The following is an 18,985-nucleotide window of genomic DNA, read 5'->3' as shown; positions in this document are numbered from 1 at the left end:
ATGAGTAGACAGCAATACTCTCTCACCCTGGATGAGTTTCGAGCCCTGGCGGCGGAAGGCAATTTGATTCCGCTCTATCGGGAGATTTTGGCGGACTATGAGACGCCTGTGTCGGCGTTTGCCAAGATCGACCATGGGCCGACGGCCTATCTGCTGGAGAGTGTGGCCGGCGGTGAAAATTGGGCACGGTATTCGTTCTTGGGCAGCGGCTCCTCGGCCGTGGTTCGTGAAGAGAAGGGCGATCTGGTGTTGACCCGCGGGAAGAAGAATCTACGGATTCAGAGCCGCGGCAACCCGTTGGAGCGGCTGCGGGAATTGATGGAAGCGTATCGCCCGGTGACGGTGCCCGGCCTGCCCCGGTTCGTCGGCGGCGCGGTCGGCTACTTCAGCTACGATATGGTGCGGACGTTCGAGGAGCTGCCGGCGCTGCGTCGAGACAGTCTCGGAATGCCGGACTTCGCTTTTCTGCTGACCGATACACTGCTGATCTTCGACAACGTGTCGCAGAAAATCAAAGTCGTCGCGAACGCCTATCTGGAATCGACCAAGGAACGGGATATCCGTGACGCCTATCGTCATGCGACGGCGCGGATCGAAAAGATGATCGCGCGGTTGAAGCGGCCGCTGCGGCAACCACGCCAGAAGCGCCGCCGGAAGCCGATTACCTTCACTTCCAACATGAACAAGGCCGATTTCGAGAAGATGGTCACGCGGACCAAGGAGTACATCCGTTCGGGCGATATCGTGCAAGCGGTCCTGTCGCAGCGCTGGGAAACACAGATCCATACGACGCCATTTCAGCTCTATCGTGCCCTCCGGGTCATCAATCCCTCGCCCTACATGTATTATCTGCGTGTGGCCGGCGTGGAGTTGGTGGGATCCTCGCCGGAAACGCTGGTGCGGTGTGAAGATGGGCAGATCTCGTTGCGTCCCATTGCCGGCACGCGTCGTCGCGGGCAGACGCCGGAAGAAGATCAAGAACTCGGACGACGTCTGCTGGCGGATGAAAAAGAACGGGCGGAACATGTGATGCTGGTGGATCTGGGCCGGAACGACGTGGGACGAGTGGCGGCGCGCGGTTCGGTGAAAGTCGAGTCGCTGATGCAGGTCGAACGGTATTCTCACGTCATGCATATCGTGTCGCAGGTGACGGGCCAATTGGAAAAGGGCAAATCGGTGTACGACGTCATGCGGGCCTGCTTTCCGGCGGGGACCGTGTCGGGGGCGCCGAAGATTCGCGCGATGGAAATTATCGAGGAGTTGGAACCGACGCGCCGTGGTCCCTATGCGGGCGCTGTGGGGTATTTCGGTTTCTCCGGCAATATGGACATGTGTATCAACATCCGGACCGTCGTCATCAAGGGGAGGCAGGCCTATATTCAAGCCGGCGCGGGCATCGTGGCCGACTCGAACCCCGAACATGAATATGAAGAAACCTGCAACAAGGCGCGGGCGATGATGAAAGCGATCGAACTCGCCGAGCAGGGATTGGAATAGGAGAAGAGCGCATGGCCAATAGCATATAGCTGATGGGAAGAAACCTTCTTGTCCGTGCTATAAGCCATCTGCCATACGCTCCGAGCATTCATATGTTGTTGATGATCGACAATTACGACTCCTTCACCTACAACCTCGTGCAATATTTCGGCGAGTTGGGGGAAGATGTGGTCGTCTACCGGAACGACAAGATTTCCATCCAGGAGATCGAGGCGTTGAAGCCGCGCCGGCTGGTCATTTCGCCCGGCCCTTGCACGCCGAACGAGGCAGGTATATCGGTGGAGGCGATTCGATATTTTGGGGGCAAATTGCCGTTGCTGGGCGTCTGTCTCGGACACCAATCGTTGGCGGTCGCGTTCGGTGGCGAAGTGATTCGTGCCGAGCGTCTGATGCATGGCAAGACCTCTATGGTGCGCCACGATGGTCGCACCATTTTCCGCAACCTTCCGAACCCGTTTGAGGCCACCCGCTATCATTCGCTCATTGTGAACCGCAAGAATCTCCCGGACTGTTTCGAGATTAGCGCCGAGACGGCTGAAGGGGAGATTATGGGAATGCGGCATAAGACGTTGGGCATCGAGGGGGTGCAATTCCATCCGGAGTCGATCCTCACCACCGCGGGCAAGGAGCTGCTCAGGAATTTCTTGAAACTCTAGCCCACAGCCGTCGACCAGCTGCAATCAGTGTTCTCTGCGGGGTCTTCTGACTGATTGCCGATAGCCGATCCTGATCGCACCCCTCATGATCAAAGACGCCATCCATACAGTAGCCGAACGGTCGGATCTCACCGAGCAACAGGCTGAAGCCGTCATGGGCGAGATCATGGACGGTGCGGCGACCTCAGCCCAGATTGCCGCGTACCTCATGGGGCTGCGCATGAAGGGAGAGACCGTCGAGGAGATCGCCGGCTCGGTGCAGGCCATGCGGGCCCGCGCGACGAAGATCCGCGTCAGAGACTCCCAGGTGGTCGATACCTGCGGGACCGGCGGCGATCGGGCTCATACTTTCAACATTTCGACGACTGCGGCGTTTGTGGTGGCGGGCGCCGGTCTGACCGTCGCGAAGCATGGGAACCGGTCGGTTTCGTCCAAATCAGGCAGTGCCGATGTGCTGGCGGCGTTAGGTGTGGCGATCGATTTGCCACCTGATCGGGTCGCCGATTGTGTGAACGAGGTGGGAATTGGGTTTCTCTTCGCGCCGCTCTACCACAGCGCGATGAAACACTGCGCCCAGCCGCGGCAGGAGCTGGGGATTCGTACGATGCTGAATATCCTGGGTCCGTTGACCAATCCGGCCGGCGCTCGCATCCAGGTCGTGGGTGTCTTCGACGCCGGCCTGACGGAGGTGTTGGCCAAGGTGCTGCTTCACCTGGGTGCGCAACATTGTTTTGTCGTGCACGGTATGGATGGCCTGGATGAGATCACCGTCACGGACCGGACACGCATTTCAGAAGGCAAAGCCGGTGTCGTATCGAGTTACACGATCGATCCGACGGAATTCGGGCTCACGCGCGTCAGGCCGAAAGAGTTAGTCGGTGGGAGTGCGGAGGACAATGCCGCCATCACGCGCGATATTTTTCGGGGACGGAAAGGGCCGAAGCGCGACATTGTGTGTCTGAACGCCGCGCCGGCGTTCGTGGCCGGGCACAAGGCGAAGACGTTGCAGGAAGGGTTTCAACTGGCTCAGCAGACCATCGACTCGGGTGCGGCGATGGAGAAACTGGAACAGCTCATCGCATTTACCAAGAAGGCCTCGTGACATTGTGATTCTCGATCGTATTCTCGAACATAAAAGGGCAGAAATTCGCCACAAGAACAGCCGCGGGTACCTCGCGGATCTGAAGACTAAAATTCGCGACGCCGGTCCGACGCTGGGGTTTGCGGTGAACCTCGACGCGCGACGAACACCGACCAGGCCCGCACTGATCGCGGAGGTCAAGAAGGCCTCACCGAGCTTGGGCCTGTTGCGCCCCGAGTTTGAACAGCGGTTTGAGCCGGTGGCCATCGCCGAAGCCTATCGGGAGCATGGGGCCGCGGCTGTCTCCGTGCTGACGGATAAGGATTTTTTTCAGGGCAGCCTGGAGTATCTCGCTGAGGTGAAACGGAACGTCGGCCTGCCTGCGCTGAATAAAGAATTCATGGTGGCGGACATTCAATTTTACGAAGCCCGGGCCTATGGCGCCGATGCGGTCTTGTTGATTGTGGCCGGTCTGGAGAAACGCCAACTGATCGACTTTTCGGCCCTGGCGAAAGAGTTGTCGCTCGATGTGCTGGTGGAGACGCACCATGAGCGAGAACTCGATACCGTGTTGGAATGGCTCCCGGATGTGCGGATGATCGGCATCAACAATCGTGACCTCAAGACCTTCTCGACGGACCTGGGCGTGACCCTACGATTGGCGAAGCGCATTCCCGGTGACAAGCTGATCGTGAGCGAAAGCGGGATTCACAAGCGGGAGGATGTCACGCGGTTGGTGGAGGCCGGCGTTCATGCCATGCTGATCGGCGAGTCATTGATCCGAGCGCAGGATATTGGCGTGAAGATTCGGGAGTTGCTGGGTGATGAATCCAACAAGGAGAAGCCATGAAGACGCGATGTTCTCTCGCTATGATGGCGGCGCTACTGACCTTAGCCGGTTGCGTGAATCAGGAGATCCATGAATATTCCCCGAAGTGGGACTCCTGGATGGGCAGCAGCAAAGACGACCGCATCAAGGAAATGGGCATTCCCACGCGGTGCCATTCGTTCAAGGATGGCGGCGAAGTATGCGAGTGGTCGATTGCTCAGCAGGACGGGCGGCAGGATTTGATCGGCTTGACGTTCAACGGTAAAGGACAGGCTTGCCAGTGGTCCTATCGCGGGTTCTACGGCACGCAGAAGAGCAAGACGAGTTGCTGACGTGATGGCGGTGAAGGTCAAAATCTGCGGTCTGACGAATGCCGAGGATGCGGCGGTGGCAGTGGAAGCCGGCGCGGACGCGGTGGGGTTTGTGTTTCATAAGAAGAGCCCTCGTTGCGCGGACATGGCGGTGGTGAAGGCCATCGTGAAGGAGCTACCCCCGTTTGTGTTGCCGATCGGAGTGTTCGTGAATGAAGATGCGAAAGTGGTGCGCGATGTGATGGACAGCTGTGGCCTGGCTCTTGCGCAACTCCATGGCGATGAGACTGCGGCCTATTGTGAGCAGCTGGGGCGACCCATGCTGAAGGCGATTCGTCTCCGGGATCGGCACTCGTTTCTGGCCTTGGCTGAGTTTCAAGGCCGCGCCGGCGTGCGGGGATTTCTGGTGGATGCGTTTTCGCCAGACGCCTATGGCGGGACCGGCCAGGTGGCCGATTGGTCGCTGGCCGCCGAAGCGGCAGCGGTGACACGTATCCTCCTGGCCGGAGGGTTGACGCCGGAGAATGTCGCGCAGGCCATCGAGCAGGTGCGGCCATATGGCGTCGATGTCAGCAGCGGAGTCGAGGCCTCGCCGGGTCGGAAGGATCATGCGAAGGTCCGGGCTTTTGTGCAGGCCGTCAGGCTTGTCTCCCGCTAGGGTAGCGTCTATACTTTTATTTTTTACGACTAGCTGAAGGAAGAGACATGGCGATACCAGATCGACATGGGCGGTTCGGCCCCTACGGCGGACGATATGTTCCCGAGACCCTGATGCCCGCGCTGCTGGAGTTGGAAGAGGTCTATCAGCGCACGCGTCGGGAGAAGGGATTTCAAGCCGAACTCAGGCATTATTTGAAAGAGTATGTCGGGCGGCCGACGCCCCTATACTTTGCGCAGCGACTCACAAAGCGGTTGGGCGGCGCGAAGATTTATCTGAAACGTGAAGACCTGTGTCATACCGGTGCCCATAAGATCAACAATGCGATCGGGCAGGCGCTTCTGGCGAAACGCATGAAAAAACCTCGCCTCATTGCGGAGACCGGCGCGGGCCAGCATGGAGTGGCGACGGCCACGGTGGCCGCGATGTTCGGTCTCGAATGCGAGATCTACATGGGCACGGAAGATATGCAGCGGCAGGCGCTGAACGTGTTCCGCATGCGACTCCTTGGTTCGACGGTCACCGGCGTGGATGCCGGCAGCCGCACATTGAAGGATGCCATCAGCGAAGCGATGCGGGATTGGACGACGAATGTGCGGACCACGCACTACGTGTTGGGGTCGGTCCTGGGCGCGCATCCGTACCCGATGATGATCCGAGATTTTCAATCTGTGATCGGACGTGAAGCCCGGAAGCAAATCCTTGCGGCGGAAGGTCGCCTTCCCGATTGTCTGATCGCCTGTGTCGGCGGCGGCAGCAACGCGATGGGGTTGTTTCACGCCTTCGTCCAAGATAAGAAAGTCAGAATGGTCGGGGTGGAAGCCGGCGGGTTGGGTGTTGAGAGCGGCAAACATGCGGCCCGATTCGCAGGCGGTCGACCCGGCGTGCTTCAAGGGACCATGACCTATCTGTTGCAGGATGAGAACGGCCAGGTGAATCTCACCCATTCCGTCTCAGCTGGTTTGGACTATGCGGCGGTGGGGCCGGAGCACAGCTACTATAAGGAAACCAACCGCGCCCAATATACGTCGGTCACGGATGACGAAGCCTTAGCGGCATTCGATCTGCTCGCACGGGAGGAGGGGATCATGCCTGCGTTGGAAAGTGCCCACGCCATTGCCGAGGTGGTGAAGTGTGCGCCCACCATGAAGAAGAGCCAGGTCCTGATCGTGAACCTGTCTGGGCGGGGTGATAAGGATGTGCAGCAGGTGGCGAGAATCAAAGGCGTGACGCTGTAATCCGATCACGTGAGACGTCTCTCGTGAAGCGTCTCTCGTAGGAGACCGGAGCCTATGGCTCATGGCGTATAGTTGGTTACAAGACTCCTACGCGCCATCGTTGACCATACGCTATCTGTCATAGACTCTTTTTCGGACGAAGGACGAGTGACGAACGACGAGGTACGAAAGACATGCGGAGGCATTCCTGAAAAATGAATCGTTTGGATCACACATTTAGTCGGTTGAAGACGACGGGGCAGAAGGCGCTGATTACCTATCTCATGGCGGGTGATCCGTCGTTGCAGGAGACCGAGCAGTTAGTACTCGAATTGGAGCGGGCCGGCGCCGACGTGATTGAGTTGGGGGTGCCCTTTTCCGATCCCATCGCCGATGGGCCGGTGATCCAAAAGGCGGCCGAGCGGGGCCTGCAAAGCGGTACCTCACTGCGGAAAATTCTGGAGTCCGTACGGCATCTGCGCATCTCAACCCAAATCCCGATTGTGTTGATGGCCTACTACAACAACATCCATGCGTTGGGGGAGGCAGAATTTTGCCGTCTCGCCACGGATGCCGGTGTGGATGGGTTGATCGTTCCCGATATGCCGGCCGATGAAGCGGGGCCGTTGCGTGGCCCGGCCGATGCGCTAGGGCTCCATCTCATTTTCCTGTTGGCTCCGACGAGCACGGCGTCGCGCCGGGCATACGTGGCGAAGGAGTCCGGCGGATTTGTCTATTATGTTTCCATCACGGGCATCACTGGGGCTAAACTACACGATATGGCGAGCGTGGGTGAAAACGTCGCCAAAATCAGAAAATACACCAAGACGCCTGTGGCCGTTGGCTTCGGCGTGGCTACACCGGAGGATGCCGCGCGGGTCGCGCAGGTAGCCGATGGTGTGATCGTGGGTAGCGCAATTGTACGTCGTGTTGGAGCGCATGGACAGGATGGCCGACTCGTTGAGGAAGTGGGTGCGTTCGTACGATCCCTCAAGGAGGCTATGCAGCCGGTCTAGGTCGGAAAATCCTCTGTCCCCCCGCAATCTTCTTTTCAGCCCTTCAGCCAAGATCTTTTGGAATCAGTCCCTTGGAGTTCTGTCCATCTGGTCTAGTAGACCACAATGGCGGTTCCTGACTCCGTATTGTCGCTCGAATTCAGTGCATGCCTGGCAGTGGAGAGTATTCCCTGCCGTTCAACGTGTGACGCTTTAGATGAGGAGATGCCATGGCCGTAGCTCGTCGTAAGGTCAGTCGAACCAATCGCAAAACGACATCCAAAACTACAGCGGTCGCGCCTCGTCGCAAGGCGGCCGCCCGCGGCCCTGCCGCCATGGGTGAGGATCGCGTGATTCGCGCTGTGCAGCAGCGTTTACTGGAGACGGTGTCTGGTCCTGACGGGGAAGTCCGTTCCCCCATTGGCGTGTCGGCTGCGTTCGTTCAGGTATTTTCGCAGCTGACAAAAGTGCAGGGGATTGCCGTGTATATGCGTGATGAGCAGACACGCGAGATGATCTGTTTGGCCGAGGCCGGCACGGTGCATGGTTCAGTTGCGGCAGAGTGGCGGGAGATGTTGGCGAAGACCGAGCAGCAAGGCCGCATGCTGCATGGCGCCCTGCAGGGGTTTCGACTCCATCGGATCGGACGGATGGAAGGTCTCGTCATGGTACAGAGCGGGAAGTCGTCGCGCTTGACCGCACGCAAGTTAGTGGCGGTGGTGGCGGCCGTCGAACCTTGGCTGGCTGTGGCTCTCGACCATGCTCGACTGACCGTCAAATATGCGGCGAAAATCCTGCGGATTCAACACATGGAGCAGGTGAGTGACCTGTTGAATTCATCTCTGGCGGAGGAGGAGAAATTACGTCGAGCGCTGGATGCCGCGGTGCGTTTGGTCGAGGCGGAGGCCGGGGCATTGTTCCTCACGGCCGGCGATGGAACATTGACTCTATATACGGTTGCCGGGGAGCGCGCAGCCGGACTGCCGGTGTTTCAGTCGCCGATTGCCACCGGCGTCCATCGTACCGGCCAAGCCGTGCTGATCACACAGGGGGGACAGGATGCTCGCTTGGTCGCCGGCCAGGGATGGCAGACTGCCTTGTCGGTCGCCTCGTTAGTTTCGGTGCCTGTTCGCATGGGAACGCGGGCGGTGGGTGTGTTGGAAGTGGTGAACCGACGCAGCGGTAAGCCCTTCAGCAACTGGGATGTGCTGGAACTCGCAAGTCTCTCGAATCAGTTCGGATTGGCGATCGACAATCTGCGTAGAGGAGCCGTCGGGGAGGGTGGCTCGAAACGGGGCGGGTAAGGTTACCGTTTCTCGGGCGGCATGTACTTGACCATGTCCGTCGTCAGCTTGGTGGCCAGATCTCGCATATCCGGACGAATGAAGAGGTAACTTTCCTGAATCTGGTGCCGCGCCTTCCAGACAATGGCGCCGTTGATGGCGTCGACCAGACGCATGCTGAGACCCACGCGGGCGATGTTATCGCCTTCTTCTCTCGTGTATTCCCAGGCATTCACCTTGACCACCAGCAGTGAGTCGGCTGCCAGTGCCTGCCCGATCTTGATTGCGGAATTCTTGTCCGATTGACCGGTCGTTTCCATGCGTGAAAAGTAGGTCACCAGGGCGTCGAATGCGTCTTTGGTGGTCTGGAACGTATCGGTGACCTGGTCGGGCGGCACCACCTTCTCGACGCGCCGGCTCTTGATCAGCACCTTCGCCACCACCTCTTCCACGTCTTCCCGGGCGCTATCGTAGGTGCCTGAAATCGGGAGGATAGCCATGGTCTTAGGGTAGAACCCGCGTGCAGCCGGTCCTTCCCACATTTCTTGTAAGCCTCCGCAACCGGCCAGGAAGCCGGTCATCACAAGGCACAACATCACGCTGATGGTCCGAACTGTGTATCGTGTCATGGTTCGTACAGCAAGTGTAGCAGATTGGTTCAGTGCGAAGGTCGCTCTAGAAAGTGAAGGCAACCGAGCCGGATGCCAAGGCCGCCTGGTCTCTGAAATCATACCCGCCGGCGATATCGATGCGCAAGGCTAGGATGCGAAGTCCGAAGCCTGCGGTCGGAATAAATGGCGTCTTCGCGTCCTGCATATTCTTAAACGCGCCGGCCCTGAAGGAGAGTAATTCGGACAAGATGGTTTGCTCGGCTCCGAGGCTCAATACCTGGCTATAGACGCCGGGGGTGAGTGTATTGTTCTTCGTAATATCCACATCTGCCGTCAACGTCAGGGAGTTGTATGGGTTCACCGCCACGCCGGTACGGACTTGGGGGAGCAATTTGAACTTGTCTCCGTTCGCCGCGTCGAAGGTGGGTGCGTTAATGTCCTTGGCCACGATCCCCATCCGCAACCAGGATGATGGGCGGAACATCGCGCCCACGTCGATCCCGATGGCCGTGGAGATCTTGGCGCGTCCGATGTCCTCAAACACTTTGATATCGTCGCTGGCCCCGCGGATGTTTGTCGCACCCGTATAGGCCGCACCCTGGATGAGCTTGCCGGTGATACCGATCGAAAACATTCGATCCATGAAGGCATAGGCATAGGAGAGGGCGGCCTGGCGGACTTCCAGCCCGTTCATGGCGAATTGCCCGTTGACGCTGAGGTTGGTGCCGTTATTCGTAAATCCGACCGGGCTGCGGAGGAATCCGCCGGCAGTGGCCACATCGGAGACGTTGAACCCCAACGCATGTTCACCGAAGTTCCCTTTGACATAGAGGCCACCGGAGGCCGCCGCCGTGAGGTTGGTGCCGGGACGGTTGAGGCGATCGATTTGCTGCTGGAGGCGGGCGATGTTCCCGGCCGAGGTATCGTTCAAGTTCAGGTTGTTGATGTCTTTGAGCGAATCAAACACATCGCCGCGATCGACCACTTGGCCGCCACCTTGAAAGCGGATATCGAACTTTTTGCTCATCGCCATGCCGGCAGGGTTCCAATAGGTGGCCAGTGAATCGGAGGTGGTGGCTACTCCGGCTCCACCCATACCCATTTGACGTGAGCCGACGAACACAAATTCTACCGCAGCCGCCTGAATCGGCAGGAGGATGGTCAGACAGAGAGCCGTGAATCGGACGTATGGTGTACACGATATCTTCATACAATCGCTCAAACGCTACTTTCAGTGACAATGCTGAGTCAGTCTACGAAAAGATCCTGAAGTCGTCAAGAAAACACCGGCTCGGCCTGGCCGCTCATTCTGACCGCATGAGCAACCGCTTCCAGGTGGCCGACGAGCGATGCGCTAGGAAGACACGATCATCCCGTCTTGCATGGAGACGATCCGGTCGGCCTGAGACGAGAGTTTGTCGTTGTGGGTGACGATGACGAAAGTCGTTCCACGGGAGTGGTTCAATTGACGAAGCAGTGCGAACAGCGCCTCGCCGGTGTGGGAGTCAAGGTTGCCTGTCGGCTCATCCGCCAGCACCAGATCCGGCTGCTGCATCAAGGCGCGTGCGACGGAGACCCGTTGCTGTTCGCCCCCGGACAATTCTCCCGGCTTGTGGTGGAGCCGATCCGCCAAACCGACTTCGCTGAGGAGTTTGGTGGCTTCGCCGACGACATCGGCCATGTCACGTTTCTGGATCATGGCCGGGAGGCAGGCGTTTTCGAGCGCCGAGAATTCAGGTAAGAGGTGGTGGAATTGAAACACAAACCCGACCCGCCTGTTCCGAAACTCCGCTTGTTGCTGCTCCGTGAGTTGAAACAGATCTTGGCCGTCGAACGAAACGGTGCCCTTCGTCGGGCGATCCAAGGTGCCCAGGATTTGCAGCAAGGTGCTCTTGCCGGCTCCGGAGGCGCCCATGATGGTGATGAGTTCGCCGCGTTTGATGTGCAGGTTGATGTTGTTCAACACCACCAGCTCGCGCCCACCCATCGGAAACGATTTGTAGAGATCGACGACGTCAATCATTTATGCACGGTACTGCGACATGTTCAAGGCGAAATGTTCAGGAACGTCTCCGCGCGCCGGGTTATTCATAACGCAGGGCGGCCGCCGGATCGAGTTTGGCTGCCTGGAGCGATGGATACAGCGTGGCCACAAAGCTGATCAAAATTGCCGACCCCGCAACGAGCAGCACATCTGATCCCAGCACATGGACCGGAATGCGGGAGATGTAATACACGGTCGGGTCGAATGTCCAAAACGTCTGGATCAGCCAGAGAAACGTGTATCCGAGCGGGACACCGATGGCCGCGCCGGAGCAACCGATAATAAGGCCGTTGAGCATGAAAATACGCATGATGCCTTTACGCGTCGCGCCCATGGCTTTCAGGATGGCGATCTCGCGCTGCTTCTCTGTCACGATCATGGTGAGCGTGCTGACGATGTTGAAGGAGGCCACGATGGTGATCAAGACCAGCAGCAGGAACATCATCGTTTTTTCCAGTTTGAGGGCCGAGAACAGGTTGCGATTCATCTGCATCCAGTCCCGGGCCCAGAAGGCGAATCCCAAATGGTGCTCGATCGCGCGGGCGATATCCGCGGCGCGAAACACGTCGGTCACCTTGACCTCGATGCCCGTCACACTGGCGCCCATGTTGAAAAACTTCTGGGCCTCACCCAGTTCGATGTAGGCCAGGGAGGAATCGTATTCGTACATGCCGGAGTGAAAGATCCCGACGACGACGAACTGCCTGATTTTCGGCGTCATGCTGGCGCCGGTGACCGGTCCCACCGGAGAGACCACATTCAGCGTGTCGCCCGGAAAAGCGCTGAGCCGCATCGAGAGCTCTTTCCCGAGAATAATTCCCGGGCGCATGGCCGTGTCGGGACCGTTCGGTTCCCGTTCCTTGTCGGGAATAACCACTTTATTCTGATGGGAGAGATCGTCGAGAGCGCCGTTGACGAGGTTATGAGCCAGCTCGGTAACGGTCCCTTCCCGCGTCGGATCGATCCCGCGAAGAATAATGCCTTGGACGCCAGACGGAGAGGTGAGCAGGACCTGGCGGAAAATGAACGGGGTGGCCGCGACGACATCCGGAACGCCCACGACCTTCTGTACTTGCTCTTCGTAGTCGACTATCGATTCTTTCATACGGTCGTTCACGAGGATGTGCGCGGTGGTGCCGAGAATCTTGGCCTGCACATCTTCCTTGAACCCGGTCATGATTCCGACCGTGCCGATCAGGGCGGCGACGCCGAGGGTAATTCCGGCGATGGAGACGATGGTATTGAAGGAGATGGTGCGGTTGCGTCGCTTTGCGCGCAGGTAACGCAATCCGATGAAGATTTCATAGGGCAGCGCCATGTCTACTTTTCAGGCCTCAACTGAGGGAAGAGGACGACATCCCGGATGGAGGACTGATTGGTGAAGAGCATGACCAGGCGATCGATGCCGATGCCTTCGCCTGCGGTGGGCGGCATGCCGTATTCAAGTGCGCGCAGGAAGTCTTCATCCACTCGGTGGGCTTCTTCGTCGCCGGCCGCATGTTTGGCCGCCTGGGCTTCAAACCGTTCCCGTTGATCGAGCGGATCGTTCAACTCGGAGAAGGCGTTGGCGATTTCGCGCCCTGCGATGTAGAGCTCAAATCGGTCGGTCAGTGAAGGATCGGAATCTTTTCTGCGCGCGAGCGGGGAAATTTCGATCGGGTAATCGGTGATGAACGTCGGCTGCTGGAGGCGCGGTTCGACGGTCTCTTCGAAAATCTCGTTGAGGATGTTCACCAGGGATTCCTTGGGAGACACCTCGACGCCCAGGCGTGAGGCCGCCGCGAGGGCCTCGTCTCGATTCGTGAGGACAGACGGCGGCAGGTCATTCACTTCCAGAATCGATTGGTAATATGACCATCGACGCCAGGGCGATCCCAGATTGATCGCGGTGCCTTGATAGTCGATGGTGGTGCTGCCGAGAATGTCCTGCGCCAACCGACCGAAGAGTTCCTCGGTCAGCACGATCAGATCGTGATAGTCGGCATAGGAGACGTAGAACTCCAACATGGTGAACTCGGGATTGTGAATCGTTGAAATGCCTTCGTTTCGGAAGTTCCGGTTGATTTCAAACACGCGTGGGAAGCCGCCGACGATCAGTCGCTTCAGGTACAGTTCCGGGGCGATGCGAAGATACAGCTCGGCACCCAGGGCGTTGTGATGCGTGACGAAGGGTTTCGCGGCGGCGCCGCCGGGAATCGGATGCATCATCGGTGTTTCGACTTCGAGGAAGCCGCGTTCGGTCAGAAAGGCGCGGATCCCGGAGACGATCCGGCTGCGTAGCGCGAAAATCTGGTGCACCTGAGGATTGGCAATGAGATCGACGTAGCGTTGGCGGTATCGGGTTTCGACATCGGTGAGTCCATGCCATTTTTCCGGCAACGGGCGGAGTGCCTTACTCAGGAACGTGAGGGTTTTCACCTCGACGGTAAACTCGTTGGTCTTGGTGCGGAACAGGATACCCGTGACCCCGATCCAGTCGCCGAGATCCAGTCCCTCTGAAATCTGGTGGGCTTGGTCGCCCAGGGTGTCCTTTTTTAGATAGACCTGCAGGCGGTCCGCTCCGTCTTGTAAGACTGCGAAGGCGGCTTTGCCGAAACGGCGCAGGCCGACGATACGGCCGGCGATGGTGCAACTGATGTGCTCCTGTTCGAGGACGTCTTTGGCTTTTTCACCGTGCAGGCGCGTGAGTTGGCCGGCTCGGTCCTTGACTTCGAAGCGCGTGCCATAAGGCGCCACACCGAGTTGCCGAAGGTGGTCGAGTTTCTTGATACGTTGTTGGCGTTGATCGTTCAGTTCATCCATGATCACACGGAGCGTATGGCTGTTGGCGAATAGCTGATGGTCCGGAACAAGCTCCGGTTCCTGCTATCTGCTAGAGGCCATAGGCTATCAGCTCCCTTTCTTTACAGGTCGTCATCCTTCATTGAGGCCGGCTCCGGGGCTTTCCCGCCGGTGAGTTTTCTCTGGAGATAGGCTTCGATGAACCCATCCAGCTCACCATCCATGACGGCGGAGACCTGGCCGACTTCGTGTCCCGTCCGGTGGTCTTTTACCATCTGATAGGGCTGGAAGACATAGGACCGGATCTGACTGCCCCAGGCGATATCTTTCTTCTCGCCGACGATGGCATTGAACTCGGCTTCTTTCTTCCGTAGTTCCACTTCAAACAGGCGCGCCTTCAAAATTTTCATGGCGCCGTTGCGATTTTGTAGTTGCGACCGCTCGTTTTGGCATTGGACCACGATACCGGTCGGAATGTGGGTGATACGAATCGCGGTTTCGACCTTGTTCACGTTTTGACCGCCGGCGCCTCCGGCGCGAAACGTATCCACCCGAAGATCTTTGTCGTCGATCACCACTTGCACGTCGTCTTCGAGCTCGGGATACACAAAGACCGATGCAAAGGACGTATGTCGCCGTTTGTTGGCGTCGAACGGGGAGATCCGCACGAGGCGGTGTACGCCGGCTTCAGCTTTGAGATAACCATAGGCATAGGGGCCGGTCACGGACAGGGTTGCGCTCTTAATGCCGGCTTCGTCTCCCGCGAGCAGATCCAACGTTTCGACCTTAAATCCCTTTTGTTCGGCCCATCGCACATACATGCGCAGCAGCATTTGCGCCCAGTCTTGCGACTCGGTTCCGCCGGCCCCGGGATGGATGGCGAAGATGGCATTACTCGAGTCCAATTCGCCCGAGAGCAATAACTCGATGCGGAATTGGGCGACGGCTTTTTCGAACGGCTCGAGTTCGGTTATGAGTTCCTGCTCCAGCCCGGCATCGCCGGATTCCAGCGCCAGTTCCAGGAGTGCTTCCATGTCGTTTTGCCGGCGTTCAGTGTCTCGCCAGCGCGACAGTTCGCGATCAAGGGCCGCTTTGCGGCGGTTCACCTTGGCGGCAGCCTGCGTATCTTTCCAGAAATCGGGCTGGGAGGTTTTGACTTCGATATCGTTGAGTTCAGCGGTCATCCGAGCCAGGTCAAAGATGCCCCCGTAGTTGGGCCAGCTGTTCGCCGAGGGAACGCACACGGGTCCGGACATCATCTAACATGGCACGGTCCTTTCTCTCTCAGGCCGGTCGCCCGGCTGGTTCACCACCGGCCGGTTCTGTGTCGTGTGAGAAGTAGCCGGTCAGGCATAAAAGCGCGATGAGTATAGCACAGGCATAAGCAAAGAGATCACCGTATTGCGAGTAAAAGGTCCGTTGATGGCCGACGGCAATCGTCCCTCTCAGCGCCTCCTGCGAGAAGATCGGTGACTGTTGCAGGATACGGCCGTACGGGTCGATAAATCCGGAGATGCCGGTATTGGCTGCCCGCGCGAAGGCGACGTGGTTTTCGACGGCACGAAAGACCACCATGCCAAAATGTTGATAGGGCGCCGATGATGGACCGAACCAGGCGTCGTTCGTGACCGTGACCATGAAGTCAGCCCCGTTCGCTGCAAACTCTCGCACGAGATTAGGAAAGATCACTTCGTAACAAATAACGACGCCGAATTTCACATGGAAATCGGTATTGGTCGCCGGGGTTGGAATGGGTGGCGTCTTTTCATGAGGTCTGAACATCAACAACGTGGAGCCCGGGCCGGCTTCGAAGTCGCCGATTCCTTCGACCAGTTTGTCGAGGAAGAACAGCAGGGAGTTGTGGAATGGAATGTATTCGCCGAAGGGCACTAGATGTTGCTTGTCGTAGCGACCGAGGATCTGGCCATCCGTTGCGAGCAGGTAGGCGCTGTTGAGCAGGAAGGGGCGCCCGTCCGGATGGCGTCGTAACGCCGGACTGCCGAAGAGCAGCGGGGCACCGGCGCGGCGGGCCATGTCCTGCACGATCGCGCGGTATTGCGGTTCCATTTCAAAGACAAAGGGCGTGGCGGCTTCAGGCCAGACGATGAGATCCAAGTTGTCGCCCAATCCCGCGGTGAGCCGATCGTAGCGCGCCATGGTTTCCTGACGGAACGCCACATCCCATTTCTGCGCCTGTTCAACATTCGGTTGTACAACTCCCACCGACAACGTGCGGGCGGGTGTGTGCTGAGCGGCAGACAGCAACGTGGTGCCATAAAACAGGGCCACGCCGAATCCGGCCGCCGCCGCGACCGATGACGGCCAGGGAAAGGAGCGAATCTGAAATCCGCGATAGGCTTTGAGGCTCCAGATAATCGTTTCGGCAATCGCGGCGTTGACCAGCACCAGGAGGAATGAGACGCCGTACACCCCGAAATGGTCGGCCAGCTGAATGATGGGGATCCATTGATATTGGGAATAGCCGAATAGCGCCCAGGGCAAGCCGGAGAGAAAGTAGGTGCGGATCAGTTCCAATGTCACCCAGAGAAACGGTGCCGGTAAGAAGCCAAGCGTCGGGAACGCAGTTCTGATCCACGACAGTCCCCCAGCATAAATGGCCATGTAGAGCCCGAGGTAGACTGTGAGCAGCAGCATCACCAGCGTGGCAATCGGAAAGGGGACCTTCCCGTAGACGTTCATAGCGGTAATGACCCAGAACATCGAGCCCGTGAAGGCCAGTGTGCCGGAGAGCCATCCGATGCGAAAGGCGCGGCCGGGTGCGAGGTATTCGACCGCGATATGCAGCGGGACCAGCGCGAACCAGGCCAAGATGCCAAGGTCGAACGCGGGGAAGGAAAGGGGATAGAGGAGACCGCTCGCGCAGGCAAGCAGGATGAGGCGTGCGCGGGAGATGGTCATTGCCCGTAACTTAACGAAAGACCTGAAGAGATTCAACCGTGCTCTTTTGTAAGTTGACTGGGGCGGGCATGATCGGAGCCTGGTCGCTCGGGCCCTATCGGCCCGATTGTCGCCAGGATGATGAGGGCGCCTGTGGATACGGGGTTGCCATGCCTCGAGGTTGGGGCGGCAGCAGCGGGGGCGGTGTGATGAGATTTGGTGGCGTCGGGGTTCCGAACGGGGTCACGAATCCAGGCGCTCCGCCATGGGGAGAACTGAATGTGTGTGAGGGAAGGCCGGATCCGAGATGGGTGACGCTCTTATTCCCATGGGCATCGGAATAGATGGCGTGTTGTTCATCCAGCGGAGACAGGGTGCCGGTGGTTCCGTCGCGCTGTTGAAATGTCGACGGCTGGGAAGCCGTGATGGAAACCGGGCCGAGAAGTATCCATACGACCAGCAGCATGAGCGTGGGGGTAGTTGGCATGGCGTCCTGCTGTGTGCGGAGAAGGCCATACAGGCACATCCAACATTGTACTGAATCTCCGGCCTGGAATGGGTTCATCGTCATAATTTATGCCGAAAATGAGTTGTGCCCGGCAACCCGCGCCCGCTCTTCGTTCTTGCCGTATTGACTGCCCTTTGAGCGAGGCATAGACTGTTTGCGTTGTTCAATGCCACCCTTTCTGCAGGTGGTCACATGGTCCTCCGTGGCGAACATGACCGCCGCTGTGACCAAGCCAGCGCTGTCCCTTCTCCTCCGGCCGCAGCCCTCAGCAGCGACCATTCTCTTCAGACTTCTCGACCTGCGCGTTGTGCCTCGCAAGCAGGGGATACATTTCTATTCTGCAGATGTTCTGCTCCGCCCTACACCCATCAAGGAGGATGTCTTTATGCTGAGACGACAGCAATCTGGTGCGGATCTGTTTCCGGCGCGCCGGCATCCTGCCTGTTTGCCCCGCGCCGAACTCCCCGAGGCAGGATAGGAGGGCATCATGGGACGAAAATATGACCTCGTTGATGTCATGGTTGCCATCGGATTGGTGGCCACGCTCTTCGGCGGCTATCTATTGGTGACGGCTGCCGATGGTTTTTGGCAGGCACCGATCGCTCCCGCAGTAAACATGACCAGCGTGACGCAGGGTCCTTCCGCGGGCATGCAGTATCTCCAGCCGGTTTTAGGCCAAGCGATTCTTCAGGATGTCTTGCTCGACCGGGAGGCTGGTGCCGCGATCTCTACGTCCGCCATGGAGCTCAACCGGGCGGTAAGTGAGTCTCAGCTACTCTCGACGACGTTGCTGAGTCCGCTGGTGCTGGCGGAGTTGCGTGCATTCGGACAGGAAGCCGATCATCGGGCACGGATGCAATTTGTCATGGGTAAGGCCGTTGTGAATCAGACGCGTCGCGGCCTTGCGAGTGGAGTTCTCTCGGCCGATCAGTACGCGGGCGACTTCAACACGGCGCTCATTCGTAGGGCCGAATTGATCGGCCAGCGCATGCATGACCAGTTCGAGTCGACGAGGCAAGCGATGCTTGGCCGGTCGATAGTCGAAGCCATTCAGGAAGAAGATCAGATGGCCGCGACGATACAGGAGCGTATCGGTCGGGCCGTCGTGCAAGTGACGCAGGCGCAAGAAGGGTATGCGGAGGCGAAGGCGGCCGGGCAGATTCAACTCGCCAGTGCGATGAGTGCGGCGGTGCGCACCGATGCATTGGTGGATCGATTAGCGTTCCTCGATGAATCACCTGTTGGAGGTTCGATGGTCGCCTACCACTCCAGTGCGACCCCAGATATTTCTCGCGGTGCTCTGGTCCTGGCTTGCCTGGGATTGATTGCGTTGTTTGTCGGCGGGTTGGCTTTTAGCAGCAAGAAGGAAGTGGACGGCATTCCGCTCTGGAAACTGGAGACACTGTTGCAACTGCACCGTTCTGGTCGGTAACGGAGCACCCTGGAATCGGTTACCGATTCCAGGGTGGAGTAAAGGAGGCTGAGTATGTCGTGGGAAAACTGGGCCGTGGCGATCGGGCTGGGCGCACTCCTCATGATGTTCTTTGTGTTAATGGAGTTGTTCTTCGCCGGGCCGCGTCAGCCTTGGGATCATCTGCGGCGGAAATAACGCTCTG

Annotated in this window: 19 protein-coding genes; 11 read left to right on the top strand and 8 right to left on the bottom strand. The window is 58.5% G+C overall.

Translation table 11 applies throughout. The features are described from left to right. From trpE to V9G17_02075, 9 genes are all read left to right on the top strand, one after another. A complete protein-coding gene (gene trpE / locus V9G17_02115) occupies positions 1-1,497 on the top strand; it encodes an anthranilate synthase component I (protein ID MEI2751371.1) in 1,497 nt (498 codons plus the stop codon). 92 nt (positions 1,498-1,589) lie between these two features. Further along, positions 1,590-2,153 carry an aminodeoxychorismate/anthranilate synthase component II gene (gene pabA / locus V9G17_02110; GenBank protein ID MEI2751370.1) on the top strand — a complete coding sequence of 188 codons (564 nt, stop codon included), beginning with the start codon at positions 1,590-1,592 and terminating at the stop codon, positions 2,151-2,153. A gap of 85 nt (positions 2,154-2,238) precedes the next feature. Further along, complete coding sequence (gene trpD, locus V9G17_02105; protein MEI2751369.1) at positions 2,239-3,255, top strand: anthranilate phosphoribosyltransferase; 1,017 nt, start codon at positions 2,239-2,241, stop codon at positions 3,253-3,255. A 4-nt stretch (positions 3,256-3,259) separates the two neighbouring features. Further along, positions 3,260-4,084, top strand: coding sequence for an indole-3-glycerol phosphate synthase TrpC (trpC, locus tag V9G17_02100; protein MEI2751368.1), 825 nt, complete (start codon positions 3,260-3,262; stop codon positions 4,082-4,084). Beyond that, positions 4,081-4,395, top strand: a complete 315-nt coding sequence (locus V9G17_02095; GenBank protein ID MEI2751367.1) for a hypothetical protein — start codon at positions 4,081-4,083, stop codon at positions 4,393-4,395. The genes trpC and V9G17_02095 overlap by 4 nt, the downstream gene beginning before the upstream one ends. A gap of 4 nt (positions 4,396-4,399) precedes the next feature. Further along, positions 4,400-5,032, top strand: a complete 633-nt coding sequence (locus tag V9G17_02090) for a phosphoribosylanthranilate isomerase (GenBank protein MEI2751366.1) — start codon at positions 4,400-4,402, stop codon at positions 5,030-5,032. Between the two features lie 47 nt (positions 5,033-5,079). Next, entirely contained in the window at positions 5,080-6,270 is a 1,191-nt protein-coding gene (gene trpB, locus V9G17_02085; GenBank protein MEI2751365.1) for a tryptophan synthase subunit beta, read from the top strand. Between the two features lie 194 nt (positions 6,271-6,464). Next, positions 6,465-7,265: a tryptophan synthase subunit alpha gene (gene trpA, locus V9G17_02080; GenBank protein MEI2751364.1), complete on the top strand. Its 801-nt coding sequence runs from the start codon at positions 6,465-6,467 to the stop codon at positions 7,263-7,265. 209 nt (positions 7,266-7,474) lie between these two features. After that, positions 7,475-8,548: a GAF domain-containing protein gene (locus tag V9G17_02075; protein ID MEI2751363.1), complete on the top strand. Its 1,074-nt coding sequence runs from the start codon at positions 7,475-7,477 to the stop codon at positions 8,546-8,548. 2 nt (positions 8,549-8,550) lie between these two features. On the opposite strand, the gene V9G17_02070 is transcribed toward V9G17_02075, so the two are convergent. From V9G17_02070 to V9G17_02035, 8 genes are all read right to left on the bottom strand, one after another. Next, complete coding sequence (locus V9G17_02070; protein MEI2751362.1) at positions 8,551-9,156, bottom strand: hypothetical protein; 606 nt, start codon at positions 9,154-9,156, stop codon at positions 8,551-8,553. A gap of 46 nt (positions 9,157-9,202) precedes the next feature. Then, a complete protein-coding gene (gene traF, locus V9G17_02065; protein ID MEI2751361.1) occupies positions 9,203-10,348 on the bottom strand; it encodes a conjugal transfer protein TraF in 1,146 nt (381 codons plus the stop codon). 144 nt (positions 10,349-10,492) lie between these two features. Next, complete coding sequence (locus V9G17_02060; protein ID MEI2751360.1) at positions 10,493-11,161, bottom strand: ABC transporter ATP-binding protein; 669 nt, start codon at positions 11,159-11,161, stop codon at positions 10,493-10,495. Positions 11,162-11,222: 61 nt separating this feature from the next. Then, positions 11,223-12,500, bottom strand: coding sequence for an FtsX-like permease family protein (locus V9G17_02055; protein ID MEI2751359.1), 1,278 nt, complete (start codon positions 12,498-12,500; stop codon positions 11,223-11,225). 2 nt (positions 12,501-12,502) lie between these two features. After that, a complete protein-coding gene (lysS, locus tag V9G17_02050; protein ID MEI2751358.1) occupies positions 12,503-13,984 on the bottom strand; it encodes a lysine--tRNA ligase in 1,482 nt (493 codons plus the stop codon). 101 nt (positions 13,985-14,085) lie between these two features. Beyond that, positions 14,086-15,229 (bottom strand): peptide chain release factor 2 gene (gene prfB / locus V9G17_02045; GenBank protein MEI2751357.1). Its coding sequence is split into 2 segments (ribosomal slippage): positions 14,086-15,159 and positions 15,161-15,229, totalling 1,143 coding nucleotides; the frame shifts between segments, so codons are not numbered across the junction. An 18-nt stretch (positions 15,230-15,247) separates the two neighbouring features. Beyond that, complete coding sequence (gene lnt / locus V9G17_02040) at positions 15,248-16,882, bottom strand: apolipoprotein N-acyltransferase (protein MEI2751356.1); 1,635 nt, start codon at positions 16,880-16,882, stop codon at positions 15,248-15,250. A gap of 94 nt (positions 16,883-16,976) precedes the next feature. Next, positions 16,977-17,348, bottom strand: a complete 372-nt coding sequence (locus tag V9G17_02035) for a hypothetical protein (GenBank protein ID MEI2751355.1) — start codon at positions 17,346-17,348, stop codon at positions 16,977-16,979. Between the two features lie 508 nt (positions 17,349-17,856). Between V9G17_02035 and V9G17_02030 the strand changes: the two genes are divergently transcribed. Together V9G17_02030 and V9G17_02025 are read left to right on the top strand one after the other, a co-directional pair. After that, complete coding sequence (locus V9G17_02030; protein MEI2751354.1) at positions 17,857-18,801, top strand: hypothetical protein; 945 nt, start codon at positions 17,857-17,859, stop codon at positions 18,799-18,801. A 54-nt stretch (positions 18,802-18,855) separates the two neighbouring features. After that, positions 18,856-18,978, top strand: coding sequence for a hypothetical protein (locus tag V9G17_02025; protein MEI2751353.1), 123 nt, complete (start codon positions 18,856-18,858; stop codon positions 18,976-18,978). Positions 18,979-18,985: the final 7 nt, after the last annotated feature.

This window comes from Nitrospira sp. (assembly GCA_037045225.1).
Lineage (GTDB): Bacteria > Nitrospirota > Nitrospiria > Nitrospirales > Nitrospiraceae > Nitrospira_A.
Note: the sequence above shows the minus strand (reverse complement) of the source record. Positions and strands in the feature narration are given on the sequence as shown.